The sequence below is a fragment of the Pseudoduganella flava genome (genome assembly GCF_007830495.1).
GTDB lineage: Bacteria > Pseudomonadota > Gammaproteobacteria > Burkholderiales > Burkholderiaceae_D > Rugamonas > Rugamonas flava.
Window position 1 is genome coordinate 117,515 of sequence record NZ_VLKW01000001.1, and the last position, 24,350, is coordinate 141,864.

Consider the following 24,350-nt stretch of genomic DNA (forward strand, 5'->3'; position numbering starts at 1 on the left):
AACCGGAGTCGCCTCCGGTTTTTTTACGCCTCAGCGGCCCAGCCGCTCCAGCTTCGCCACCGACAAGTCGAGCACCTTCATGCCCGCGGTGCCGAAGTTGATCTGCGCCCGGCAGTTCGCGCCGCTGCCTTCCAGGTTGACGATGACGCCCTCGCCGAACTTCGCATGCGCCACCGATTCGCCGATGCGCCAGCCGGAGCCGTTGCCGGACTTTTGCGTGAGGCGCTGGGCGATCGCGTTGTCCGTGCCGCCAGCCAGCTGTACGTCTTCCCAGGCCGCCTTCTTGTTGGCGAACCAGTGCGACTGCACGCGCGGCGACAGCCACTTCAGCGATTCCTCCGGCAGCTCGTCGAAGAAGCGCGACTTCATGTTGTAGCGCGTCTGGCCGTGCAGCATGCGCGTCTGGCAGAAGCACATGTACAGGCGCTTGCGCGCACGCGTGATCGCCACGTACATCAGGCGCCGCTCTTCCTCGACGCCGCCTTCTTCCTTCGAGCTGCTCTCGTGCGGGAACAACCCTTCCTCGAGGCCCGTGATGAACACGTTGTCGAATTCCAGGCCCTTCGCCGAGTGCACCGTCATCAGCTGCATCGCATCCTGGCCGGCCTGCGCCTGGTTGTCGCCCGCTTCCAGCGAAGCGTGCGCGAGGAAGGCGGACAGCGGCGACATCACGGTCGCCAGCGGCGCATCCGCATCCATGATTTCCACGCCGTCGGCATTGATGATGGCGGCACCGGCCTGCGCGTCCGCCTGCGGACCCAGGTGGGCCGGCGCGCCAGGGCCGTAGCCTTCCTCGGACACGAACTGGGTGGCCGCGTTGACCATCTGCTCCAGGTTTTCGATGCGGTCGGCGCCTTCCTTCTCGTTCTGGTAGTGCTGCAACAGGCCGGACGACTCCAGCGTGATGCGTACCAGCTCGGGCAGGGCCATCTGCTGCGTTTCAAACCGCACGCTCTCGACCAGCTTGACGAATGCGCCCAGCGACGTGCCGGCCTTGCCGACCATGTACGGCACGGCGGCGTACAGCGAGATGCCGTACGTTTCGGCCGCGTTCTGCAACTGCTCCAGCGTGCGCGCGCCGATGCCGCGTGCTGGGAAGTTCACCACGCGCAGGAAGGCCGAGTCGTTGTGCGGGTTGTCCATCAGCTGCAGGTAGGCGATGGCGTGCTTCACCTCGGCGCGCTGGAAGTAGCGCAGGCCGCCGTACACGGTGTATGGAATGCCGGCCGAGAACAATGCATGTTCGATCACACGCGATTGCGCGTTCGATCGGTACAGCACGGCGATCTCGCTGCGCCGTGCGCCCTCGCCGATCAGGTTTTTCGCCTCCTCGATGATCCACTGCGCTTCCTGCAGGTCGGACGTGGCCTCGTACACGCGCACCGGCTCGCCGTGGCCGGCATCCGTGCGCAGGTTCTTGCCCAGGCGGCGGCTGTTGTTCGCGATCAGCATATTGGCCGCATCGAGGATGTGGCCGTGCGAGCGGTAGTTCTGCTCCAGCTTGATCAGGTTCTTCACCTGGAACTCCGCTTCGAACGCGGCCATATTGCCCACGTTCGCGCCGCGGAACGCGTAGATGCTCTGGTCGTCGTCGCCGACGGCGAACAGCGCGCCGCCGCGCTGCGTGCCGTGGCCGGAGATCAGCTTCAGCCAGGCGTATTGCAGGTTGTTGGTATCCTGGAACTCGTCGACGAGGATGTGGCGGAAGCGCTGCTGGTAGTGCTCGCGCAGCGGCTGGTTGCGCAGCAGCAGCTCGTACGTGCGCAGCAGCAGCTCGGCGAAATCGACGACGCCTTCGCGCTGGCACTGCTCGTCGTACAGGTCGTACAGCTCGACGAGCTTGCGCTCGGTCGCGTCATACGCCTCGACCTTCGATGCGCGCAGCCCCTGCTCCTTGTTGTTGTTGATGAAGTACATCACCGTCTTCGGCGGGTACTTCTCGTCGTCCACGTTGTGCGCCTTCAGCAGGCGCTTGATCATCGACAGCTGGTCCTGCGTGTCGAGGATCTGGAACGATTGCGGCAGCGCGGCGTCGCGGTAATGCGTGCGCAGCAGCCGGTTGCACAGGCCGTGGAACGTGCCGATCCACATGCCGCGTGTATTGATCGGCAACATTGCCGACAGGCGCGTCAGCATCTCCTTCGCGGCCTTGTTCGTGAACGTGACCGCAAGTATGCCGGCCGGCGACACCTGCCCGGTCTGGATCAGCCACGCGATGCGCGTGGTCAGCACGCGCGTCTTGCCCGAGCCGGCGCCCGCCAGGATCAGGGCGTTTTGCGGCGGCAGGGTAACGGCGGCGAGTTGTTCGGGATTGAGATTGTGGAGGAGGTTCTGCATCCCGCCATTATACTGGTCGGGGCTGGCGTCCGCCCGCCGCACGGTGCGTTCTTACAGGACCGCCGGCGCGTCCTGATCCTGGTCAGACGGGCTGAAAATTTGCACGTATGCGACGTACAGCGCGCAGTGTGCGACGCCGTACAGCAACACCGAAACCATCCGCATCACGGCAAAGCCGATCGGCCCCATGCCGAGCAGCGCGCCCAGCAGTTGCAGCACGAAGAAGGCGATCGCGAAGAGGCTGACGGCGAACACGCAGAACGCGCCGGCCGTGCGCTTGATCGCGAAAAAGCTGTAGAACAGCGCCTTGCCCGGCGCCATCCCCTGCCACTGCACGAGCGGCGCGGCGAAGCTGACGATCAGCAGCGTCGGCACGTACAGCGCCGCGCCGGCCAGGACGCCGGGAATCATGCCGGTAGCGCGCAGCAGTTCCGGCGTGGCCGTCTGCGGCTCGGCCATCAGCTTTTCCCACACGTCGAAGTCGATGAACAGCAGGCCGATGCCGACCGCCGCGATGAACGCCAGCAGGTGCACGACGCCAAGCGTGCACAGGCGGCGCAATGCCGGGCCGCGGAAGCCCGCCAGGACCTGCGCCGGCAGCACCGGGCGCTGCGCGATGATCTCCCGGGCCGCGCTCATGAAGCCGATCGCGAACACCGGCATCAATATCGAGTGCGCAATGATGCCGATCGGTGCCAGCACGATCAATACGGCCGTCGCCAGCATGTAGCCGAAGAACAGCGTCGACAGGCCCGTCGGCTGCTGGCGCAGCATCGCAAAGCCCTGTTTCACCCAGAGCCAGCCGGATTTTGCGGGGATGTTGTTCATGCGTGCAGGGCGGGGGCTGGCGTGGCGATCCGCTCGCGCAGGATGCGTTCGAAATGGGCCGGGTCGTGCGGGGTCAGCATTTCGGCCTCGCGCGGCTTGTGCAGGTCGTACAGGCGCGACAGCCAGAAGCGCAGCGCGGCGGCGCGCAGCATCGGCTGCCACGCTTCCTGCTCGTCGGGCGTGAACGGCCGCACCGCATGGTAGGCGTCCAGGAACGCGCGCACGCGGGCCACGTCCAGCACGCCCGTGTCCAGGTCCACGCACCAGTCGTTGACCGTCACGGCCACGTCGAACAGCCATGTATCGCAGCCGGCGAAGTAGAAGTCGAAGAAGCCGGTGAGTTGCTCGCCATCGAACATCACGTTGTTGCGGAACAGGTCCGCATGCACGGGGCCCTGCTGCAGCCGCTTGTACAGCGCGCTGCCATGGAACGCTTCCTGGAAGTGCATTTCGGAGCACAGCAGGTCGTGCTCGGCCTTGCCCAGGTGCGGCAGCACGATCGGCGTGGCCCAGTGCCACCACGCCAGGCCGCGCAGGTTCGGCTGGTACAACGGGAAATCGGTGCCGGCCAGGTGCATCTTCGCCAGCATCGCGCCGACTGCCGCGCAGTGCACGGGTTGCGGGTCGAGCTGCGAGCTGCCTTCGAGTTTCGACACGATGGCGGCCGGCTTGCCTTGCAGCGGCACGCACAGTTCGCCCTGGTCGTTCGGTACGGGGGCGGGCACCAGCACGCCGCGCGCGGCCAGGTGCTCCATCAGCCGCAGGTAGAACGGCAGTTGTTCGAAGTTCAGGTTTTCAAAGATCGTCAGGACGTATTCGCCGCGCTCTGTCGTCAGGAAGAAATTGCTGTTTTCGATGCCGGAGGCGATGCCTTTGAGCGCCAGCGCCTGGCCGAGAGGGAATTGCGCGATCCAGGGCTGGACGTCGTCCAGGCTGACCGAGGTAAAAACTGCCATGTGAGTGAAGATCGATCGAGTGGGGTGGGCTCCATGCACCCGGCGCGATGGCGCCGGGCCGGGCGCGGCATCAACGCGTCGCGGGTGGCGGCGGAGGAGGCGGCGGCACGTCTGCCGCGTTTTCCGCAGCGGCTGCGGCGTCGGCACTGCGCTGTTTTTGTTTCTTGGCGATATCGAATTCCATCACGGTCCATTGCGGGCCGCGCACTTGCGGGCCGCCCGCGTCGCCCGGCAGCTGGGTGCTGTTCGGGTTGGCCGGCTTCACCGTGTAGGTGCTGCCGCCGGAATGCACGGTCTCCTCCGTGATGCGGCCGCCGTCGCGCTTGACGGTGGTGGTCGTCTCGCGGCCCGGCTTCGTCGTCACGGTGATCGGCGTATCCGCATCCTGCACCGGTTCCGTCTTCGGCGGGGTGCCGGACTGCGCTTGGGCGGTGGCCGCGGCCGCCAGGAGGAGGGCGAAAAGCATGGAGGAACGCATGAGAGGAGCCTTTTTCGAGAACCTTGATATTCGTGTAGGACCATTGTAACAAACTGACACGCATTTCCGCTGCGAATGCGTTTTTTTTCGGGCACTCCGGCACGCTTCGTCCACCGCTGATCTCTGCGATAATGCCGGATTCACAGTAGCCTTTTATAAGCCGGGCCCGGCCCGGGTTCACTCATGCAAAAAACTCTGCTGCTGGTCGACGGTTCCAGCTATCTCTACCGTGCCTTCCACGCGCTGCCCGACCTGCGCAGCCCGGACGGCCACCCGACCGGTGCGATGCACGGCATGGTCAACATGCTGCGCCGGCTGCGCGCCGATTACCCGGCCGCGTACATCGCCTGCGTGTTCGATGCCAAGGGCAAGACGTTCCGCGATGACCTGTACCCGGAATACAAGGCGACCCGCGCGTCGATGCCGGACGACCTGTCGCTGCAGATCGAGCCGATCCACGAGGCCGTGAAGGCGATGGGCTGGCCGATCCTGATGGTCGAGGGCGTGGAGGCGGACGACGTGATCGGCACCCTGTCCGTCACGGCCGAGAAAAACGGCATGGACGTGATCATCTCGACCGGCGACAAGGACCTGGCCCAGCTGGTCACGCCGCACGTCACCTTGATCAACACGATGACCAACGAGAAGCTCGACGAAGCGGGCGTGGTGGCGAAATTCGGCGTGCCGCCAAACCGCATCATCGATTACCTGACGCTGATCGGCGACACCGTCGACAACGTGCCCGGCGTGAGCAAGTGCGGTCCGAAGACGGCCGTGAAATGGCTGACGCAGTACGACAGCCTCGATGGCGTCATCGCCAACGCCGACAAGGTCACGGGCGCCGTCGGCGAGAACCTGCGCGCGGCGCTGGACTGGCTGCCGAAGGGCCGCGAACTGATCACGGTGAAGACGGACTGCGACCTGGCGCAGCACATGATGTCGATCACCGAATCGCTGGTGGCGCGCGACGAGGACCATGAATCGCTGCTGGCGTTCTTCACGAAGTACGGCTTCAAGACGCTGCTACGCGAGCTGAAGGCGCTGACGCCGTCGACGGCCGTCGCGGGCCAGACGACGCCGGCTGCCCCGGAAGGCGCGACGGGCGACATGTTCGCCCAGCCGCCGGCGAACGTGCGCTACGAAACGCTGCTGACGGAAGCGCAGCTGGACGAGTGGATCGCCCGCATCCAGGCCGCCGAACTGGTGTCGCTGGATACGGAGACGACGTCGCTCGAACCGATGAACGCGCAGCTGGTGGGCATCTCGATGGCCACCGAGCCGGGCCTGGCCTGCTACATCCCGGTGGCGCACCGCTATGCCGGCGCGCCGGAACAGCTGCCGCGCGAGCTGGTGCTGGAAAAACTCAAGCCCTGGCTGGAAGACGCCAGCAAGTGCAAGCTGGGCCAGAACCTGAAGTACGACGCGCACATCTTCGCCAACCACGGCGTGACGTTGCGCGGCATCGTGCACGACACCTTGCTGCAATCGTACGTGTTCGAATCGCACCGTACGCACGACATGGACAGCCTGGCGATGCGCCACCTGAACCACAAGACGATTCCGTACGAGGACGTGTGCGGCAAGGGCGCCAACCAGATCTGCTTCGACCAGGTCGAAGTGCAGCGCGCCACCGAATACGCGGCCGAGGATGCCGACATCACACTGCGCCTGCACCTGGCGATGCACGGCCACGTGGAAGGCGACGAAGGCTTGACGAAGGTGTACCGCAACATCGAGCTGCCGACGGCCGTCGTGCTGCAGAAGATCGAACGCAACGGCGTGCTGATCGACGCGGCGCTGCTGCAGACGCAGTCGAGCGAGCTGGGTGCGCGCATCGCCGAGCTGGAACAGAAGGCTTACGAGCTGGCCGAGGGCCCGTTCAACCTGGGTTCGCCGAAGCAGATCGGTGAGATCTTCTTCAACAAGCTGAAGCTGCCGGTGGTGAAGAAGACGCCGAGCGGCGCGCCGTCCACCGACGAGGAAGTGCTGCAGAAGCTGGCCGAGGACTACCCGCTGCCGAAGGTGCTGCTGGAGTACCGCGGCATGGCCAAGCTGAAGTCCACGTACACGGACAAGCTGCCGAAGATGATCAACCCGCAAACGGGCCGGGTGCACACGAATTATGCGCAGGCGGTCGCCGTGACGGGGCGCCTCGCATCGAACGATCCGAACCTGCAGAACATCCCGATCCGCACGGCGGAAGGGCGGCGCATCCGCGAGGCGTTCGTCGCGCCGGAAGGCAGCCATATCGTGTCGGCCGACTATTCGCAGATCGAGCTGCGCATCATGGCGCACATCTCGGAAGACCCGGCGATGCTGAAGGCGTTTGCCGAGGGCGAGGACATCCACCGCGCGACGGCTGCCGAGATCTTCGGCGTGGCCCCGGGCGAGGTGTCGAGCGAACAGCGGCGCTACGCGAAGGTGATCAACTTCGGCCTGATCTACGGCATGAGCGCATTCGGCCTTGCCGCCAACCTGGGCATCGACCGCACGGCGGCGCAGAACTACATCGACCGCTACTTCCAGCGCTTCGCCGGCGTGAAGCGCTACATGGACGAGACGCGGCTGGAAGCCAAGGCGAACGGCTACGTGAAGACGGTATTCGGCCGGCGCCTGTGGCTCCCCGAGATCAACTCGCCGAACGGCCCGCGCCGCCAGGCAGCGGAACGCGCGGCCATCAACGCGCCGATGCAGGGCACGGCGGCGGACCTGATCAAGCTGGCGATGATCGCCGTGCAGGACTGGCTGGAAAAGGAAAACCTGAAGGCGCGCATGATCATGCAGGTGCACGACGAACTGGTGCTGGAAGTCCCGGACGACGAGCTGGCGCTGGTGAAGGAAACGCTGCCGAAGCTGATGGCCGGCGTCGCCGAACTGAAGGTCCCGCTGGTTGCCGAGGTGGGTGTGGGGAGGAATTGGGAGGAGGCGCACTGAGCGAGCACTGCTCGCTCAGGCGCCTCCGCGCACTGACGACGCGTGCATCGGCAGGCGCCTCCGCGCACTGACGACGCGTGCATCGGCAGGCGCCTCCGCGCACTGACGACGCGTGCGTCCGCAGGCGCCTTCGCGCACTGAGCGTGCCGTCGCCTTGCAAGAAAACCCGAGGCAGACCCTGGGGTCAGACCCGCCGGGTCTGACCCCGGCATTTGCCGTGGGGGTGGTCCAAAGCCGGCGACCCGCTGCCGTCCGCCCAATAAAAGTTGGCTTTTCATCACCATTATGTTTCAATTTCCCCGATCACTCATTCTGGAGGACGCATGAAAGACCTGCACAACGATGCCGCGAGCCTGATCGGCGAGGCGGAGGGGATCAGCCGCCGCGACTTATTGAAGGCCGCGCTCGGCACCGGGTTCGCCGTCGCCGCGCTGCCCGTCACGGCCGAGACCGTGGTGAAGACCGATAGCGAGGGTCTGACGGCCGGCACCATCACCGTCACCGTCGACGGCTATCCCGTCCCCGTGTACCGCGCCCAGCCGAACGGCAAGACGGGCCTGCCCGTGCTCCTCGTGATTTCCGAGATCTTCGGCGTGCACGAGCACATCGCTGACGTCGCGCGCCGCTTCGCCAAGCAGGGCTACCTGGCGCTGGCGCCGAACCTGTTCGCGCGCCAGGGGGACCCGCAGAAGGAGCCGTCGATCGCCGAGCTGCAGAAGAACATCATCAGCAAGACGCCGGACATCCAGGTGATGCGCGACCTCGACGCCTGCGTCGCGTGGGCCAAGCAGAACGGCGGCGCCGCCGACAAGCTGGGCATTACCGGCTTCTGCTGGGGCGGCCGCATCACGTGGCTGTATGCCGCGCACAATCCGGCCGTCAAGGCCGGAGTTGCGTGGTATGGGAGGTTACTAGGGGAAGTCACTGCCAATACGCCCAAGCATCCTGTCGACGTTGCTGCCACGCTGAAGACGCCGATCCTCGGCCTGTACGGCGCGAAGGACCAGGGCATCCCGCTCGACACGGTCGAAAAGATGAAGGCCGAGCTGGCGAAAGGGCAGTCCGGCTCCACGTTCGTCATCTATCCGAATTCCGGCCACGCGTTCCACGCGGACTACCGCCCCAGCTACGTGGAAGCGGATGCGAAGGACGGCTGGAAACGGGCGCTGGACTGGTTCAAGCAGCACGGCGTGGACTGATTCCCCGGCCGGGCGATTTGCCGATTTGAGCAGAAGAGCGAGCCGGACGGTAAAATGTCCGGTTTGCGCGTTCTGTCTGGCCGATGTCGGGCGCGCTCGTTACGCCCACAAGAGGTCCCAAAATCGATCCGGTACTCACATCCATTCTGCTGGCGACGACGTTCGCCGGCATCGTCAGCATTTCCGCGGCGGCGCTGTTCTCGTTCACGCTGCTGTCGCGGGTCGTCGAGCGGATGGTTAGCCTGTCGGTCGGCATCATGCTGTCCACGTCGCTGCTGCACGCGCTGCCGGAAGCCTTCGAATCGCACGCCGACCCGCGCACGTTGTTCGCCACCTTGCTGGGCGGCCTGCTGGCCTTCTTCATGCTGGAGAAGCTGGCGATCCTGCGCCATTCGCACCACCACGAGGGTGACGGCCACCACCACGCGCACGGCCACGACAAGCACGAGGCTGGCCGCGCCGGCTGGATGATCCTGCTGGGCGACGGCATGCACAACTTCACGGACGGCATCCTGATCGCGGCGGCATTCCTGGCTGACCCGCACCTGGGCATCGTCGCCGCCGTGGCCATCGTCGCGCACGAGATCCCGCAGGAGATCGGCGACTTCATCGTGCTGCTGAACGCGGGCTTCTCGCGCACCCGCGCGTATGTCTACAACCTGTTGTGCAGCCTGCTGGCGGTGGCCGGCGGCCTGCTCGGTTACTACACGCTGGACCGCGCCAGCAACCTGATTCCGTACGTGCTCGTGTTCGCGTCGTCCGGCTTCATCTACATCGCCGTCAGCGACCTGATGCCGCAGATGCAGCGCCGAGCCACGCTGCGCGAAACGGTGCCGCAGGTGCTGTTGATCGCGCTCGGCGTGTGCATCGTGCTGCTGCTGACCGCGAGCAAGCACGCGCACTGACCGGGGAATATGTCACACAGCTGTCATACAATGGTGCGAGCATAGGGACAACAAAAACAACAACAGGGAGGTGACACTTGCTGTACATCCTGTCCGAAGCAGTCAACCTGGCCCGCACCGGCCACATCTACCTCACGTCGCGCAACCGCAAAGCGTTGTGCGACGTTCCCCCGAAGCTGTACGATCACTGGGCGCAGACGGCGCACCACGAATTCCCAGGCATCCCGCAGGATGCCTTTTTTTATCTCCGCGCCACCGACGCGCTGCTGACGTTCTTCGAATGCGTCAGGCGCAGCAACCGGCCGTGCGCGCTGCCGTCGAAGGCGGCAGACTCGGTCTGGCATGCGTGGCTGAGCTGGTCGTCTGAATCGCTCGACGCGTTCTGCGAGCGCCATTACGGCCAGCGTATTCCCCACGTCGAAGCCAACGCGATGGCGGGCGGCATGGAGCTGCCGATGGCGATGTGCCTGGTGACGGCGCGCACGATGGACAAGCTGGACCTGGCCGGGCCGAAGGTACCGCGGCTGTTCGCGACGGATCGCAAGCTGCGCATGCCGGGCGGTTATCATTACTACGTCCACAAGCACCGCATGGTGTATGCGCTGGTGAACAAGTACCGTCGTGCCGGCGCCGCGACGTGGGTGAGTCCGGGCACGGACCCGGATTTTCTGCTGGCCGCGGGCCTGATCGCGCAGGACGATTACGATCGCTGGCTCGCGCGCTGCATGGCAAGCGCCGGCAGCAATGCCGCCGCGTCGCGCAGCCACGGCGATGGCGGCTCGTGCGGTGGCACGGCCGGCCTGGTGGGCGGCGACGCCGGCAGCGACGGTGGTTGTGGGGACAGTGGCGGCGACAGCGGTTGCGGCGACAGTGGCGGCGGTTGCGGCAGCAGCTGCGGCGGCGGTTGCGGTGGAGGCGGCGGGGGCGACTGACCCCGGCCGCCAGGTAGGGGTACAGCCCGGCACCCGCGTGCGGCGGATGCCGGGCCGGCGATCAGGCGCGGCGCCGGCGCGTCACGACCAGCACGACGGTCATCCCGACCAGCATCAACATCCACGAACCCGGTTCCGGCACGGCCGATACGCCCAGCGCGTACTGGAACTGGAAGCCGCCGCGGTCGCTCCCCGTGATCTCGGTGCTGACGAGGATGTCCTGCATGCCTGCGCCCAGCATGCCGAGCGAGATGGCCTGGTCGGCGAAGAACTGCTGCGCGGCGGCCACGCTGTCGAACGACTGCGTGAACAATTGCGTGCCGTGGCTGCTGACGGTCAGTTCCAGGTCGCTGAAGGTGAGGCCTTGGTCGGACAGCGTTCCTAGGAGGCCAAGTGTCAGGTAGCGCGGCGCATCGGTGGCGAACTGGAAGTTTGCCGACAGCAAGTTGCTTGGCGGGGCAGCTGACTGGATGCCCATCGTGCCCACCGCGATGATCTCTCCTTTGGCGAGCGCCGCGGCTGCCGCCGGCGCTGCTGCGAGGATCGGTACCATGCTTGCCGCGTCGGGCAGTGCCGTCGCGGAGGCAAAGCCGACATCCCCCAAGACAAGATCTCTCGTGCCGAGCGCGCCGCCAATGTTGGCCGACGTCGCCGCTCCCCATCCGGTCCCCCCGTCTGCCGCGCCGGCTGAGCTTGCCGTAGTCGTCACGGTGAGGCCGCCGGTACCGGTGGAAACGCTCCGTGCCAGCGTGGAGGCCGTTTCCACCCCCGTCGCGTGGGCATAGGCTTCGTTGAGTGAGGCGCCCGTCGCACGCGACAGCGCGACGGCATCCACATTGGCGCCCATCGCTAGGGCGGCAGCGCTCGTGGTGCCGTTCCCGCCGACCGCCTCGGCCCGCGCCGTCCCCCTGTTGGACTTGCCGAGGTCGGCACGGGCAATGGCCAGGGCATCGGCCTCGCCGGCGGAGATGGCGCGCGCCTGTGCGCTGGCGTTGCTGGCGACCACGCCCTCATTGCCATTCACTGTGCTGCCGTGTGCCTCGACGCGTGCGACGGCCTGCCGGTCGGCCTGCACCAGCGCGACGCCAGTCGCGTCACCAGCCCGCTCGGATGCGCCCGGGCGGCCCCACCCCAGCAGCCCCCCGTGTGCCACCACGGTCCCCGTTGCGCGCGAACCGGCGGCGGTGGCGGCCAGCGACAGCGCGGCGTCGGCCGAGCCGCCGAGACCGTCCAGGCCGTCGGCTCCGTCACCGCCGTCACCGCCGTGCGCCTCGACGGTCGCGTTTATCCGCGCGGCACGCGCGTCGCTGAACGACAGCCGCGACACCGCGGCACCGCCGGCGCCGCCGGCGGACAAGGGGGAGCCACTCCCGCCCACGCGGCCGTTGGCGATCTGCACCAAGGTCAGCGTACCGCTGGCGCTGCCGCTGACAGCGTCGACGAGGGTTACCGAACCGCCGGCGCCGTCTCCCGTGCCGAAGCCGCCGGTCGCGCGCGCCCTGGCAGTTGCGTCGCCGTTGTCGCTGTGCGCGGAAGCCCTCGCGTAACCCGTACCTGCTCTGGCGCTGCCGGCGCGGCTGTAGCCCGCCGCCCCGCCGATCGCGTTGGCCACGCTCACCACCGTGCCGGTGCCGCGCGCGTGGGCTTCGGCGGTGGCTGAAGCACCGTTCTCGGCCGTTCCCCCTGCATCGTGGCTGCCGCCCCGACCGCTCTCGGCGGAGACGGTCAGCGTGACCGGGCCATGCCCCGTCACATCGGCGCGCGCGTTCGCCGTGCCCGCCTTGCCGGCGACGGCGGATCGGTTGCCGCTGGCTGAACCGCCATAGGCACCGCGGCTGTCCAACCGGATGGTGAGCGCCGTTGCTTGGGTATCGTGCAACGTCAGCTGCACGTCCGCGTCGCCGCCCGCGCCGGCCGCGGCATCGCTGCTGCCACCGGGGCCGGCGTTCCCGTACAAGTTGAGCTGCAGGGTGCCATGCGTGGCGAGCGTCAGCGCGTCCCGTACCGTGACGCCGCTGCCATTGCCACCCTTCGCGCCACGCAGCCCATAGCCGCCTGCACCACCTTCGATCCGGGTGGTCAGCGCAAGAGGACCGTTGCCGCCGGACGCGTTGACGACCGCCGCTGCCGCGCCCCCATCGCCCGCGCGCTGGCCCGCGCCATAGGCGTTGCCGCCCATGCCACCGGTCACGTCGACCGTGCCCTGGTAGCCGGCCGCGTTGCTGGCATCGAGCGTTGCGAACGCGGCGCCGCCCGCGCCACCGTTGCCGTTGCCGGCGCCATCGGCGTAAACCGTCGCGTTGCCGCCCCGGCCGCCCCTGACGTTGATGTTTGTCTCGGCAATGGTGGCAGCGTTCTGCGCGACTCTCGCCCGGGCGCTGGCGGCGCCGCCGGCACCGCCTCCAGCACTGCCGTGGCCCGCTCGGCCGCCATCCGTCCTCAGGGTAACGGCGGCGGCCTGACCGCCGGTACCGCCGAGCGTCGCCTCGAGGGCCGCCGTGCCACCGCTGCCGCCGACGGCCTCCGCTCCCGCTGCGGCACCGGCGCCGGCCACGCCCGCGGCGCCCGCGCTGCCGCCCGTGCCGCCCGTAACCCACACGATGGTGCTCGCCGGGGCCAGGCGGCTGTCGTTCAGCGTCAGGCTGGTTGCCGCGCCCGCGCCACCCGCACCGGCCGCGCCGCCGTTCTGCCCCGTGGCGCCCGCTGCACCGTTGCCGCCCTTGCCGCCGGCACCGCCGTTGACCTCGAGGTCGTCGAACAGCGTACGCGATACCGTAAAGGCCGGTGCGGCACCCCCGGCCGTGCCGGCGGCGCCGGCCGTCGCGCCGTTCTGGCCCGGCGTGCCCGCGGGACCGGTAGTGGCGCCGTACGCGTGGCCCACGGATGCCGCCAGCAGCAACGGGAGCAACTGGCGACCGCGCAGGGATGTGGCGTGACGATGCAGACTCGCATGCTTCATTGACGATTCTCCTCTGAAGTGATGGGGAAGGGGGCAACGGCGGAAATCTCGCAACCGCAATCGTATGTTATTTTTTTTATATCGTCCCGACGATCATCCCTATCGGACTGCAAGCCAGCGCCTTCGGTGGCGCCGCGCGATAAGCAAAACGCACTTTTCAAGAAGCACAACGCAATCGTCGTACGGCCGGGCGCTCCTATACTCGTTCGCAACAGGAGACACGATGACGACGCGCGCGCCGGCCACCGCCACGCGGCACCCGCCGGCCTGACCCGCTTCCCCGTTCGACACCGATACGGCGTTCCACCCGCCAGGGCGGGCTGCGCCCCGATTTTTTACAACCACAAGGAGACTGCATGCATTCAATCGGCCAACGCGCACTCGGCGCACTGTTACTGACCTCGCTGGCCGCCTGCGGCTCGGGCAATGGCGGCACGCCCGGCGCCGGCGCGTTCGACGGCGCGCTGACGTTCGACCCCGCGAAGTACACGACGATCAACGTCACGATCGACGGCGCGCAGGTGCCGGTGCGCTGGTACAAGGAGGTGTGCTACGTGGCGAAACCGGTGGCGGCCAGCGCCACGCAGGCCACGCTGATGGGCACCAGCACGACGATCGCGAATACGCAGTGCGGCTACCAGAGCATGAACATCTTCGTGCCCGAGAGTTCCTCGGCCAGTCAGGACACGGCGCTGTACTTCGCCGTCAACAACGGCGGCTGGTTCGCCAGCTACATCAAGGCCAGCGTGACGGACGGCGCCAGCTACGACAGCGCGACCAGCAACGTGGCCGCCGCGCTGAAGGCGGGCTATGTGTACATCGACGTCGCCACGCGCAGCCGCGGCATGACGGCGGCCGACGGCAGCTGGGCGGGCAAGGCGCCGGCGCCTGTGGTCGACGCGAAGGCGGCGATCCGCTACCTGCGCCTGAACGACGTGCTGATGCCGGGCAGCGCCAACCGCATCGTCGTCAACGGCACCAGCGGCGGCGGCGGGCTGTCGTCGGTCATCGGCGCCTCCGGCAACAGCGCGGACTATCTGCCTTACCTCGCCGCGATCGGCGCGGCCGGCATCGATGCGAACGGCCGCAGCACGCTGCGCGACGACGTCCTCGCCATCAACGCCTACTGCCCGATCACGGACCTTGGCAATGCGGACCTGGCCTACGAATGGCTGTACACGACGCTGGGCACGCGCGCGGCCGTGGGCCGCAACCCGAACCCCACGGGCAGCGCGCAACTGGCCGCGAAGTTCCCCGCCTATCAGGCCGGCCTGAGGCTGAGCAACGGCAGCGGCGCGGCCCTGACGGCCGAAAACATGCTGGCGCAGATCCGCCAGGAAGTGATCCACTCGGCCGAGGTGTACATGGCGGGCGGCGGCACGATCCCGAACCTTGGCGAGAACATGACGTTCACCGCAGGCGGCATGGGCGGCCCGGCGACGACCGTCACCTACGTGAACGACTGGCTCACGGTCGACAACGCGGCGCGCAAGGTCGTGTCGATCGACATGACGAAGTACCTGAAGTTCGTCGCCACGCAGGCCACGCTGAAGGCCGCGCCGGCGTTCGACCAGACGGGCCTGACGGTCACCGCGTCGAGCGGCGAATCGAATTTGTTCGGCACCAGCGCGCAGAAGTACTCGAACTTCACCGAGTACGGCTGGGACAACAACGACGTGCACGGCGACGGCATCGGCTACGACGACACGGGCATCACGGCCAGCCGGTACTTCAGCCTGGCGACGACGCCCGTGCTGAATCAGGTCCGGCTGATCAACCCGATGGCCTACATCGGCACCGGCACGGACACGGCGCCGTACTGGTACGTGCGGCACGGCACGCGCGATCGCGACACGGCGTTCACGGTATCGATCAACCTGACGCGCGCGCTGCAGGCCGATCCGAAGGTGCAGGAAGTGAACTACCGGCTGGCGTGGAACCAGCCGCATGCGGGCAACTACGACGTGCCGGAGGCGATGGCGTGGATTGCCGCGACGTTGAAGGCCGCGGCGGCGCGCGGGCTGTAACGCACGCGCGTAGTCAGCACGGCTTTACGCGCCCGTGGCCACTGGGCGCTCGGGCGCCGCGCACCATTCGGACCAGGAGCCCGGATACAGCGCGGCACCCGGCATGCCGGCCACTTCCAGCGCAAGCAGGTTGTGGCAGGCCGTCACGCCGGAGCCGCACTGCATCACGGCCTTCTCGGGTGCGGCGAACAGCGGCGCGAATTCCTGCTTCAGCTGGTCGGCAGGCTTGAAGCGGCCATCGGCGCCCAGGTTGTCCTTGAAGAAGCGGTTCTTCGCGCCGGGGATGTGGCCGCCGACCGGGTCGATCGTTTCGTTCTCGCCGCGGAAGCGGTCGTTGGCACGCGCATCGACGACGGTGAACGCCTGCGTGGCCAGGTTCGCCACCACGTCGTCCACCGACACGGTGCGGGTCAGGGCAGGGCGCTCGGCCAGGTTGCCAGCCCGCGGTTGCGGCACGTCGGTCGTCACCGGCCGGCCCAGCGCCTGCCATGCCTGCAGGCCGCCATCGAGCACGGCGACGGCTTCATGGCCGACCGAGCGCAGCAGCCACCACAGCCTTGCGGCATACATGCCGCCATGTGCATCGTATGCGACAACCTGGGTGTCGTCGTCGATGCCGTAGCTGCGCAGCGCGGCGATCAGCGCGGCGCGCTCGGGCAAAGGGTGGCGGCCATTCGTACCCGTCTTGCGGCCGGACAGCTCGTCCTCCATGCTGGCGAACCGCGCACCGGGAATGTGGCCGGCTGCATAGGCCTCGCGGCCGGCGGCGAGGTTCATCAGGTCGTGGCGGCAATCCACCACGACCCAGTGCGAGTCGTCGATATGCGCGGCCAGGGTGGCGGCGTCGATCAGGGTGTTGTACATGCGGTCTCCTTACACTTCGCTGGCGATCGGATCCGTCGCGGCCACTGCCTTGCCGCGCGCGGTGCTCTTCGTATTGTAGAACGTCGCGGCCATGCCGGAGATGAGGATGACGCCGATGCCCAGCCAGCTGTGCCAGTCGAACCGGTCGGAAAAGACGATCACGCCCCAGGCGCTGGAAAACACGATGCCCGTGTATTGCAGGTTGGCGACGACGAGCGTGTTGCCGAGCCGGTAGGCGCGCGTCATCGACACCTGCGCGGCCGTCGCGAACAGGCCGATCCCCAACAGCAGCAGGAAGCCGTAGCCGGTGTTCAGCGAGTGGAACACGACGGGGCCGCCGCCCGCCTCGGCCACGTGGCCGAAGAGGCCCGCGACGATGTTCGTCACGGCGAAGTAGAACACGACGCGGTATTCCGGCTCGCCCGCGAGCCCCAGCTTACGCACCTGCATGTACGCCATCGCCGTCAGCACGGACGAGCCGATCGCGATCAGCGCGTACACCAGCTGGTCCGAATGGAACGCGGGCTGCAGCAGCAGGATGACGCCGACGAAGCTCATGCCGACAGCGAGGATCAGCGGCCATTCAATGCGGTTCTGCGCATGCCACCAGCCGTGCGCGAACAGCCACACGGCGATCCAGATCGGCGACAGGTAGTTCAAGGTCATCGCCGTGGCCAGCGGCAGCTTGTGGATCGAGAAGAACCACAGCCACAGCGAGATCACGCCGATCACGCTGCGCCACAGGTGCCCCATCGCGAACTTCGTCTTCAGGGTGCCGCCCTGGATGCGGATCAATGCCAGCAGCACGATCACGCCGACGATGCCGCGGTACATCACGATCTCCGACGTCGAGTACATGTCGGAGGCGATCTTCACGCACACGCCCATCGCGGCAAACAGGAAACTGGCGAACAACATCCACAGCGATTGCATTCAAGTCCTTCCAAAAACAAAGGGGACAGTCCGATGACCGGAGCTGTCCCCTTGATTGTTCATGCTATTTATACATCGAGCTTCTTGCGGTACCACTCGTGGAAGTGCTGCATGCCGTCTTCCATCGGGCTCTGGTACGGGCCCGCATCGTTCTCGCCCCGGTCCAGCAGGATCTTGCGGCCCGCATCCATGCGCTGCGCGATCTCGTCGTCCTCGATGCACGTCTCCATGTAGGCGGCGCGCTCGGCTTCGACGAATTCGCGCTCGAACAGCACGATCTCTTCCGGGTAGTAGAACTCGACGACGTTCTTCGTCTTGCCCGTCCCCTGCGGCCACAGCGTGGACACGACCAGCACGTGCGGATACCACTCCACCATGATGTTCGGGTACAGCGTCAGCCAGATCGCACCGTAAGGCGGTGCCTCGCCGTTCCGGAACTTCAGCACCTGTTCCTGCCAGCGCTGGTAAGCCGGCGAGCCCGATTTCTTCAGGCCGCGGTTCACGCCCACCGTCTGCACGCTGTAGTCCTCACCGAATTCCCAGCGCAGGTCGTCGCAGGTGACGAACGCGCCAAGGCCGGGGTGGAACGGCTCGACGTGGTAGTCCTCGAGGTACACCTCGATGAACGTCTTCCAGTTGTAGTCGCACTCGTGCACTTCGACGTGATCGAGCATGTAGCCGGTGAAATCGAGATCCTTCGTGACCGACAGGTTCTTCAGCTTCTCCATCACGTTGTAGCCGTTCTGTTCGAACAGCAGGCCGTTCCAGCTTTGCAGGCCGGCCTTCGGCAGATTCAGGCATGGCGTGTCGGGGAAGTGCGGTGCCCCGATCAGTTCGCCCTTCAGGTCGTAGGTCCAGCGGTGCAGGGGACAGACGATCGTATTGGTGTTGCCGCGCCCGTTGAACATCAGTGCCTGGCGGTGCCGGCAGACGTTCGACAGCAGTTCGATACCTTGGTTATTGCGGACCAGCATGCGGCCCTCGTTCTCCGCGGCGAGGGTCGTAAAGTCGCCGACGTTCGGCACCATCAGTTCGTGGCCCACATAGCGTGGGCCGTTCTGAAACAATTGCTGCATTTCACGCTGCAGGAGCGCTTCGTCAAAGTAGACGTGGACCGGCAATTGCGCGTTGGAGCGCGCCAGCCTGGCGTGGGTACCCAGATCGGACATCCCAACCCCCCTTAATTAAAGTACTGCAACCAAGAAGAGACAGAATCCGCAAAGACCTGAATTCAGAGTATAAAAACGGTATTTCGGACAGAACCGGAGATTATAGCGTGGTTATGGGAGCTCTGCCGATAAATCTTCGCCCGTTTCCCCATCCGGACCCGCATTGTGCCCCGTTTCCCACCCCGGGGGCGCCCCGCTGGCCGCAATTGCAACTTCTTGGTGTCCGGGTGGGTTGTCATTTTGGACCGGCCGGTAGACTTTGTTCTAAAATACGCGGCTACACGCTAGCGCTTGAGGCGAATTTACGTACCATGGTCAAGAAAATGAATGGCGAGGACACCCCCGGGGCTCCCGCCTCCTTCGAGGAAGCGATGGCGGAGCTGGCCCAGCTCGTCACGCAGATGGAATCCGGGCAGCTGCCGCTGGAAGCCTCCGTGGCCGCCTACGCGCGCGGTTCCGAACTCGTCAAGTACTGCGCCGGCCAGCTGGAAAAGGTCGAATCGCAGGTGAAGATCCTGGAAGGCGACATGCTGAAGCCCTTCGCCGACGGCGACGAGGCCGCCCAATGACGGTCACCTTCAACGACTGGGCCAAGGGCATCCAGGCGGCGATGGAAGCCGACATGTCGGCTTACCTGCCCGCCGCGACCGTGATCCCCACCAAGCTGCACGAAGCGATGCGCTATGCGCTGCTGGGCGGCGGCAAGCGCGTGCGCCCGCTGCTGGTGCATGCGGCCGGCGCGCTGTTCGGCGCCGATGCGCAAGTGCTGTCGCGCGCGGCGGCGGCCGTCGAGATGATCCATGCGTACTCGCTGGTGCACGACGACATGCCGTGCATGGACGACGACGAACTGCGCCGCGGCAAACCCACCGTGCACGTCGCGTACGACGAAGCGACGGCGCTGCTGGTCGGCGATGCGCTGCAGGCGCAGGCGTTCGGCGTGCTGGCCGGCTGCGGCAGCCTGCCTTCGGCGCGGCTCGTGACGATGCTGTGCCTGCTGGCCGACGCGGCCGGCTCGGCCGGCATGTGCGGCGGCCAGGCGATCGACCTGGACAGCGTCGGCATCAGCCTGACGCTCGAGCAGCTGGAGCGCATGCACCAGCTGAAGACGGGCGCGCTGCTGCGTGCCTCCGTCGTGCTGGGCGCGCTGGCGGGCAAGGACCTGCATGCGGAAGAACTGCAAGCGCTGGACGACTACAGCCGCGCGATCGGCCTGGCGTTCCAGGTCGTCGACGACGTGCTCGACGCGACGGCCGATTCGGCCACGCTGGGCAAGACGGCCGGCAAGGACGCGGCCGACAACAAACCCACCTACGTCTCGATCCTGGGCCTCGACAAGTCGATCGCCCTGGCCGAACAACTGCGGCGCGACGCGCATGCCGCGCTGGCGCCGTTTGGCGAGAATGCCCGGCGCCTGTTCGAACTCGCGGACCTGATCGTGCAGCGGAAGGCATAAATGAACCTGCTTGAAACCATCAACAACCCGGCCGACCTGCGCAAGCTGCCGCGCCATCAACTGAAGCCGCTCGCCGACGAGCTGCGCACGTTCCTGCTCGACTCCGTCTCGAAGACGGGCGGCCACCTGTCGTCGAACCTGGGCACCGTCGAACTGACGGTCGCGCTGCACTACGTGTTCAACACGCCGCACGACCGCATCGTGTGGGACGTGGGCCACCAGACCTATTCGCACAAGATCCTGACGGGCCGGCGCGACCAGTTCCACACCTTGCGCCAGCTGGACGGCATCTCCGGCTTCCCGCGCCGCGTCGAGAGCGAGTACGACACGTTCGGTACCGCGCACTCGTCCACGTCGATCTCGGCCGCGCTGGGCATGGCGGCCGCCGCCAAGCTGAAGGGCGAACAGCGCCACGCGATCGCCGTCATCGGCGACGGCTCGATGACGGCCGGCATGGCGTTCGAAGCGCTGAACAACGCCGGCGTCGAAGAGGACTGCAACCTGCTGGTGATCCTGAACGACAACGACATGTCGATCTCGCCGCCCGTCGGTGCGCTGAACCGGTATCTCGCGCGGCTGATGTCCGGCCAGTTCTACGCGGCCGCGAAGAACGTCGGCAAGTCCGTGCTGCCGGGCCCCGTGCTGGAGCTGGCGAAGAAGCTGGAAGAGCATGCGAAGGGCATGGTGGTGCCGGCCACGATGTTCGAGGAATTCGGCTTCAACTACATCGGCCCGATCGACGGCCACGACCTCGACTCGCTGATCCCCACGTTGCAGAACATCCGCAACCTGAAGGGCCCGCAATTCCTGCACGTGGTGACGAAGAAGGGCCAGGGCTACAAGCTGGCCGAGGCGGAACCGATCCTGTACCACGGCACCGGCAAGTTCAACCCGGCCGAAGGCATCAAGCCTGCCACGGCGCCGGCGAAGATCACGTACACCGAGGTGTTCGGCAACTGGCTGTGCGACATGGCGGCGAAGGACGAGCGCCTGGTCGGCATCACGCCGGCGATGCGCGAAGGCTCCGGCATGGTGCGCTTCAATGCGGAATACCCGAAGCGCTACTTCGACGTCGGCATCGCCGAGCAGCACTCCGTCACGTTCGGCGCGGGCCTCGCCTGCGAAGGCATGAAGCCCGTGGTGGCGATCTACTCGACGTTCCTGCAACGCGCCTACGACCAGCTGATCCACGACGTGGCGCTGCAGAACCTGGACGTGACGTTCGCACTGGACCGCGCCGGCATCGTCGGTGCCGATGGCGCGACGCACGCGGGCAACTACGATTTGGCCTACCTGCGCTGCATCCCGAACATGGTCGTGATGGCCGCATCCGACGAGAATGAATGCCGCCAGATGCTGACCACCGCCTACCACTACCCGGGCCCGGCCGCCGTGCGCTACCCGCGCGGCGCCGGCATCGGCGCGGCGATAGCGCAGGAGCTGACGACCATACCGCTGGGTAAAGGCGAAGTACGCCGCCAGGGCGAACGCGTCGCGATCCTCGCCTTCGGCTCGATGGTGGCGCCGGCCCTGAAGGCGGGCGAGCAGTTGAACGCCACGGTTGCGAACATGCGTTTCGTGAAGCCGCTGGACGTGGAGCTCGTCAAGCAGCTGGCCGCCGACCACGACTACCTTGTGACGGTGGAAGAGGGCTGCGTGATGGGCGGCGCCGGCGCGGCCGTTGCCGAGGCGCTGGCCGAAGCGGGCATCGTCAAGCCGCTGCAGATGCTGGGCCTGCCGGACAAGTTCATCGACCACGGCGACCCGGCCAAGCTGCTGGCCAGCGTGGGCCTGGACGGCGACGGCATCGCCAAATCCATCAAGCAGCGCTTCCTGGGTGGCGAGCCCAGGCTGGTCGTCAACAACGGCTGAACGCACCTATTGATGAGCTGGTTGTAAAACCACACCAGGGACAGTCCCTGGTTTAGAAAAACAACACCTTGTTCACGGCGGCGGCCATCGCTGCATACCCGGCATCGCCGGGATGCAGGTGGTCGCCGCAGTCGTATTCAGGGCGGATGCGTTCCGGGTCGGACGGATCGCGCAGCGCCGCATCGAAGTCCGCCACCGCATCGAATTCCCCGCTGTCCCGGATCCACCCATTGACCTCGCGCCGCACGGCTTCCTTGGCCGGCGTCCAGTAGCCGGCGAACGGGGTGCCGGGCAGCGCGCCCTTGAACGGCGGCAGCGTGCCGCCGACGATCGTCACGCCGCGCGCACGGGCGCGGGCGATCAGCGCGCGGTAGCCGGCGATCAGCCGCTGCGCCGTCATTGGCGGCTCGTGTGGCGCGAACGCCGTGCCGGGCCAGCCGATGTCGTTCGTCCCCAACAGCACGACAACCGCACGCACGCCCGGTTGCTCCAGCACGTCGTGCGCGAAGCGATCTTCCGCCTTCACACCCATGCGGGCAGACAGCAGCCGCGCGCCCGAGATGCCTGCGTTCGCTACGCCGATGCCATCGCGCGCCAGCCGATCGGCCAGCTGATCCGGCCAGCGCCGGTGCCAGTCCGGCGTCGAGCCATTGCCGTCCGTGATCGAGTCGCCCAATGCGACGACAGTGGCGGCACGCTCGCTTTCCACCTGCACCGCCGTCAGGAACGCGCGGCCATGCAGCTCGGCCGCTTGCGGCAGCGCCGGCGCGGCCGTCGCATCGCCCGCCACGATGTAGCCGGTCTGCTGCGCGCCCCAGTGGAAGGTCGTCAATGGCGCGGCCGCCGGCAGCCATGCGGACACCGTCAGCCGCGCCAGCGCCGCGACGGGGAAGTCGGCGGGATCGCTGGTGACGGTGCCGCCGGCCGGGATCGTCACGGACGACCGTCCGGCAAACGCCAGCACCCGGTCCCCGGGCACAATGGCGGAGGTGGCACCCGCATCCGCCGCGGTCCGGGCGATACGCACGGCGCCGATCGTCTGCGGCGCCGTGCCGTAGCGATTCGACAGCTGCACGCGCACGCGCGCACCGCCCGTGGACAGGCGCACTACTTCGCGCACTGTGCTGCCGTTAACCGCCGCGGGGACGTTGGTCGGCAGCGCGAAGTCCGCACCCCACGTGGGCTGTGGCGCGGCGTACCAGCTGGTCTGCCATTGCGCCCCCACGGCTTGGCCGGCGAAGGTGAATGTCGTCAGCACGGCGGCAAGGAATCGGGTAATCGTCATGAGTGAACTCCTTTCGATGAATGACGGCGCCATCGTGGCTCATTCGCCATTACCGTAGAAGAAGGTAGAATCGACTGACACTCATTCGAATATGGAATAGGCATGGATACGATCCGCTCGCTGTCCACGTTCGTGCGGGCGGTGGAATTGGGCAGCCTGTCGGCCGTCGCGCGCGAGCAGGGCACTACGCAGCCCACCGTCAGCAAGATCGTCGCGGCGCTGGAGAACGAGCTGGGCGTGCGCCTGCTGGAGCGGACCACGGCCAGTCTCGCGCCAACGCCGGAAGGGCGCCGCTTCTACGCGCGCGCGAAGGACCTGCTGGCCGGCTTCGACGATGCGGTGACGGAAGCGCGCGGCGGCAACGCGGCGCTGCGTGGGCTGCTGCGCGTCAGCGCGCCGGTCGCGCTGGGGCAGTTCCGGCTGAACGCGCTGGCCGTCGACTTCCTGGCCCAGCACCCGGACATCGAACTGGAACTGCTCTTGAACGACCGCATGGTCGACCTGGTGGAAGAGGGCGTCGACGTCGCGCTGCGGCTCGGCGACGATCTGCCGCCGGATGCCGTCGCCCGCCACGTGGCCGTGTCGCCCCGGCTGCTCGTCGCCGCGCCGGATTATCTGGAACGGCACGGCACGCCGCGCACGCCCGCGCAACTGGCGCGCCATCGCTACGTGCGCTTCGCATGGCTGCCGGCCGGCGACGCGATCGCGTTGTCCGATGGCGCGCGCGACGTGACGGTGACGGTGCGAAGTCGCTACCGCATCAACCATGCGCTGGCGATCCGCGACAGCGTGGCGGCCGGCGCCGGCATCGGCCTGTGCCCGGAATGGCTGGTGCAGGACCTGCTTGCGGCGGGCACGCTGCGCCGAATACTGCCGCGCTGGCGCGGCGTGCCGCAGCAGGTGTACCTGCTGTACCCGAGCCGGCGGTTTCAAAGCGCGCGGGCGCGCGCCTTCGTCGACTTCATCCGCGCCCGGCTGCCGGCGCTGCCGGGTTTTATGGCCGCCGGGCACTGATGACGGCAAGCGGGGCGCGCGAGGGGCCGGAAACGGCTGACTTAACCTTTTCTTTATTTTTTCCTGTAGGATACCGGCTTCCGCTTAGCAACTAAGCAGCGGAGCAAGAACTGAGTCCTGGTGGCAAAGACCGCCGGACCATGAGCATGTTCGGGCAGGGGAACGCGGCGTCCGCTCCCCGGTTTCGGTATCTGGGAGATGG

General features: G+C 67.0%; 18 protein-coding genes. 9 read left to right on the forward strand and 9 right to left on the reverse strand.

Annotated features, from left to right (window positions below; genetic code table 11):
• Positions 1–30: 30 nt before the first annotated feature.
• The 4 genes from IP92_RS00570 to IP92_RS00585 all read right to left on the reverse strand — a co-directional run bounded on the left by IP92_RS00570 (position 31) and on the right by IP92_RS00585 (position 4,587).
• A complete protein-coding gene (locus IP92_RS00570) occupies positions 31–2,337 on the reverse strand; it encodes a UvrD-helicase domain-containing protein (protein WP_145872589.1) in 2,307 nt (768 codons plus the stop codon).
• A gap of 51 nt (positions 2,338–2,388) precedes the next feature.
• Complete coding sequence (locus IP92_RS00575; protein ID WP_145872590.1) at positions 2,389–3,165, reverse strand: BPSS1780 family membrane protein; 777 nt, start codon at positions 3,163–3,165, stop codon at positions 2,389–2,391.
• The gene (locus IP92_RS00580) at positions 3,162–4,121 is read right to left on the reverse strand and encodes a homoserine kinase (protein ID WP_145872591.1); all 960 of its coding nucleotides are present in this window, start codon (positions 4,119–4,121) and stop codon (positions 3,162–3,164) included. Before IP92_RS00580 ends, IP92_RS00575 begins: the two co-directional genes overlap by 4 nt.
• Before the next feature lie 70 nt (positions 4,122–4,191).
• Positions 4,192–4,587 carry a hypothetical protein gene (locus tag IP92_RS00585; RefSeq protein WP_199271802.1) on the reverse strand — a complete coding sequence of 132 codons (396 nt, stop codon included), beginning with the start codon at positions 4,585–4,587 and terminating at the stop codon, positions 4,192–4,194.
• 195 nt (positions 4,588–4,782) lie between these two features.
• On the opposite strand from IP92_RS00585, the gene polA reads away from it, so the two are divergent.
• From polA to IP92_RS00605, 4 genes are all read left to right on the forward strand, one after another.
• Positions 4,783–7,533, forward strand: coding sequence for a DNA polymerase I (gene polA / locus IP92_RS00590; RefSeq protein ID WP_145872592.1), 2,751 nt, complete (start codon positions 4,783–4,785; stop codon positions 7,531–7,533).
• A 323-nt stretch (positions 7,534–7,856) separates the two neighbouring features.
• On the forward strand, positions 7,857–8,732 hold the full coding sequence (locus IP92_RS00595) for a dienelactone hydrolase family protein (RefSeq protein ID WP_145872593.1): 876 nt from the start codon (positions 7,857–7,859) through the stop codon (positions 8,730–8,732).
• A gap of 83 nt (positions 8,733–8,815) precedes the next feature.
• Entirely contained in the window at positions 8,816–9,637 is an 822-nt protein-coding gene (locus tag IP92_RS00600; RefSeq protein WP_145872594.1) for a ZIP family metal transporter, read from the forward strand.
• Positions 9,638–9,714: 77 nt separating this feature from the next.
• The gene (locus tag IP92_RS00605; protein ID WP_145872595.1) at positions 9,715–10,569 is read left to right on the forward strand and encodes a UCP032817 domain-containing protein; all 855 of its coding nucleotides are present in this window, start codon (positions 9,715–9,717) and stop codon (positions 10,567–10,569) included.
• Between the two features lie 61 nt (positions 10,570–10,630).
• Here IP92_RS00605 and IP92_RS00610 read toward each other — a convergent pair whose 3' ends face one another.
• A complete protein-coding gene (locus IP92_RS00610) occupies positions 10,631–13,528 on the reverse strand; it encodes a PEP-CTERM sorting domain-containing protein (RefSeq protein WP_145872596.1) in 2,898 nt (965 codons plus the stop codon).
• 356 nt (positions 13,529–13,884) lie between these two features.
• Between IP92_RS00610 and IP92_RS00615 the strand changes: the two genes are divergently transcribed.
• Entirely contained in the window at positions 13,885–15,555 is a 1,671-nt protein-coding gene (locus IP92_RS00615; RefSeq protein WP_145872597.1) for a subtype B tannase, read from the forward strand.
• 24 nt (positions 15,556–15,579) lie between these two features.
• On the opposite strand, the gene IP92_RS00620 is transcribed toward IP92_RS00615, so the two are convergent.
• The 3 genes from IP92_RS00620 to IP92_RS00630 all read right to left on the reverse strand — a co-directional run bounded on the left by IP92_RS00620 (position 15,580) and on the right by IP92_RS00630 (position 18,521).
• Positions 15,580–16,419 carry a sulfurtransferase gene (locus IP92_RS00620; protein WP_145872598.1) on the reverse strand — a complete coding sequence of 280 codons (840 nt, stop codon included), beginning with the start codon at positions 16,417–16,419 and terminating at the stop codon, positions 15,580–15,582.
• A 9-nt stretch (positions 16,420–16,428) separates the two neighbouring features.
• Positions 16,429–17,352 carry a DMT family transporter gene (locus IP92_RS00625; protein WP_145872599.1) on the reverse strand — a complete coding sequence of 308 codons (924 nt, stop codon included), beginning with the start codon at positions 17,350–17,352 and terminating at the stop codon, positions 16,429–16,431.
• 68 nt (positions 17,353–17,420) lie between these two features.
• A complete protein-coding gene (locus tag IP92_RS00630; protein ID WP_145872600.1) occupies positions 17,421–18,521 on the reverse strand; it encodes an aromatic ring-hydroxylating oxygenase subunit alpha in 1,101 nt (366 codons plus the stop codon).
• 323 nt (positions 18,522–18,844) lie between these two features.
• Between IP92_RS00630 and IP92_RS00635 the strand changes: the two genes are divergently transcribed.
• Genes IP92_RS00635 through dxs form a run of 3 tightly spaced genes read left to right on the forward strand, consistent with a single transcriptional unit; the run spans position 18,845 to position 21,849 of the window.
• Entirely contained in the window at positions 18,845–19,090 is a 246-nt protein-coding gene (locus IP92_RS00635; RefSeq protein ID WP_145873252.1) for an exodeoxyribonuclease VII small subunit, read from the forward strand.
• Positions 19,087–19,977 (forward strand): polyprenyl synthetase family protein, encoded by an 891-nt coding sequence (locus IP92_RS00640; RefSeq protein WP_145872601.1) that lies wholly within the window; start codon positions 19,087–19,089, stop codon positions 19,975–19,977. The genes IP92_RS00635 and IP92_RS00640 overlap by 4 nt, the downstream gene beginning before the upstream one ends.
• A complete protein-coding gene (gene dxs, locus IP92_RS00645) occupies positions 19,978–21,849 on the forward strand; it encodes a 1-deoxy-D-xylulose-5-phosphate synthase (RefSeq protein WP_145872602.1) in 1,872 nt (623 codons plus the stop codon). It begins immediately after the preceding gene.
• A gap of 52 nt (positions 21,850–21,901) precedes the next feature.
• Here dxs and IP92_RS00650 read toward each other — a convergent pair whose 3' ends face one another.
• Complete coding sequence (locus IP92_RS00650) at positions 21,902–23,134, reverse strand: SGNH/GDSL hydrolase family protein (RefSeq protein ID WP_145872603.1); 1,233 nt, start codon at positions 23,132–23,134, stop codon at positions 21,902–21,904.
• A gap of 102 nt (positions 23,135–23,236) precedes the next feature.
• On the opposite strand from IP92_RS00650, the gene IP92_RS00655 reads away from it, so the two are divergent.
• Positions 23,237–24,148, forward strand: a complete 912-nt coding sequence (locus tag IP92_RS00655; protein ID WP_145872604.1) for a LysR family transcriptional regulator — start codon at positions 23,237–23,239, stop codon at positions 24,146–24,148.
• Positions 24,149–24,350: the final 202 nt, after the last annotated feature.

Coding starts and splice junctions, on each gene's coding strand:
- IP92_RS00570 (WP_145872589.1), bottom strand. CDS start 2,337: ATGCAGAACCTCCTCCACAATCTCAATCCCGAACAACTCGCCGCCGTT.
- IP92_RS00575 (WP_145872590.1), bottom strand. CDS start 3,165: ATGAACAACATCCCCGCAAAATCCGGCTGGCTCTGGGTGAAACAGGGC.
- IP92_RS00580 (WP_145872591.1), bottom strand. CDS start 4,121: ATGGCAGTTTTTACCTCGGTCAGCCTGGACGACGTCCAGCCCTGGATC.
- IP92_RS00585 (WP_199271802.1), bottom strand. CDS start 4,587: ATGCTTTTCGCCCTCCTCCTGGCGGCCGCGGCCACCGCCCAAGCGCAG.
- polA (WP_145872592.1), top strand. CDS start 4,783: ATGCAAAAAACTCTGCTGCTGGTCGACGGTTCCAGCTATCTCTACCGT.
- IP92_RS00595 (WP_145872593.1), top strand. CDS start 7,857: ATGAAAGACCTGCACAACGATGCCGCGAGCCTGATCGGCGAGGCGGAG.
- IP92_RS00600 (WP_145872594.1), top strand. CDS start 8,816: ATGTCGGGCGCGCTCGTTACGCCCACAAGAGGTCCCAAAATCGATCCG.
- IP92_RS00610 (WP_145872596.1), bottom strand. CDS start 13,528: ATGAAGCATGCGAGTCTGCATCGTCACGCCACATCCCTGCGCGGTCGC.
- IP92_RS00615 (WP_145872597.1), top strand. CDS start 13,885: ATGCATTCAATCGGCCAACGCGCACTCGGCGCACTGTTACTGACCTCG.
- IP92_RS00620 (WP_145872598.1), bottom strand. CDS start 16,419: ATGTACAACACCCTGATCGACGCCGCCACCCTGGCCGCGCATATCGAC.
- IP92_RS00625 (WP_145872599.1), bottom strand. CDS start 17,352: ATGCAATCGCTGTGGATGTTGTTCGCCAGTTTCCTGTTTGCCGCGATG.
- IP92_RS00630 (WP_145872600.1), bottom strand. CDS start 18,521: ATGTCCGATCTGGGTACCCACGCCAGGCTGGCGCGCTCCAACGCGCAA.
- IP92_RS00635 (WP_145873252.1), top strand. CDS start 18,845: ATGAATGGCGAGGACACCCCCGGGGCTCCCGCCTCCTTCGAGGAAGCG.
- IP92_RS00640 (WP_145872601.1), top strand. CDS start 19,087: ATGACGGTCACCTTCAACGACTGGGCCAAGGGCATCCAGGCGGCGATG.
- dxs (WP_145872602.1), top strand. CDS start 19,978: ATGAACCTGCTTGAAACCATCAACAACCCGGCCGACCTGCGCAAGCTG.
- IP92_RS00650 (WP_145872603.1), bottom strand. CDS start 23,134: ATGACGATTACCCGATTCCTTGCCGCCGTGCTGACGACATTCACCTTC.
- IP92_RS00655 (WP_145872604.1), top strand. CDS start 23,237: ATGGATACGATCCGCTCGCTGTCCACGTTCGTGCGGGCGGTGGAATTG.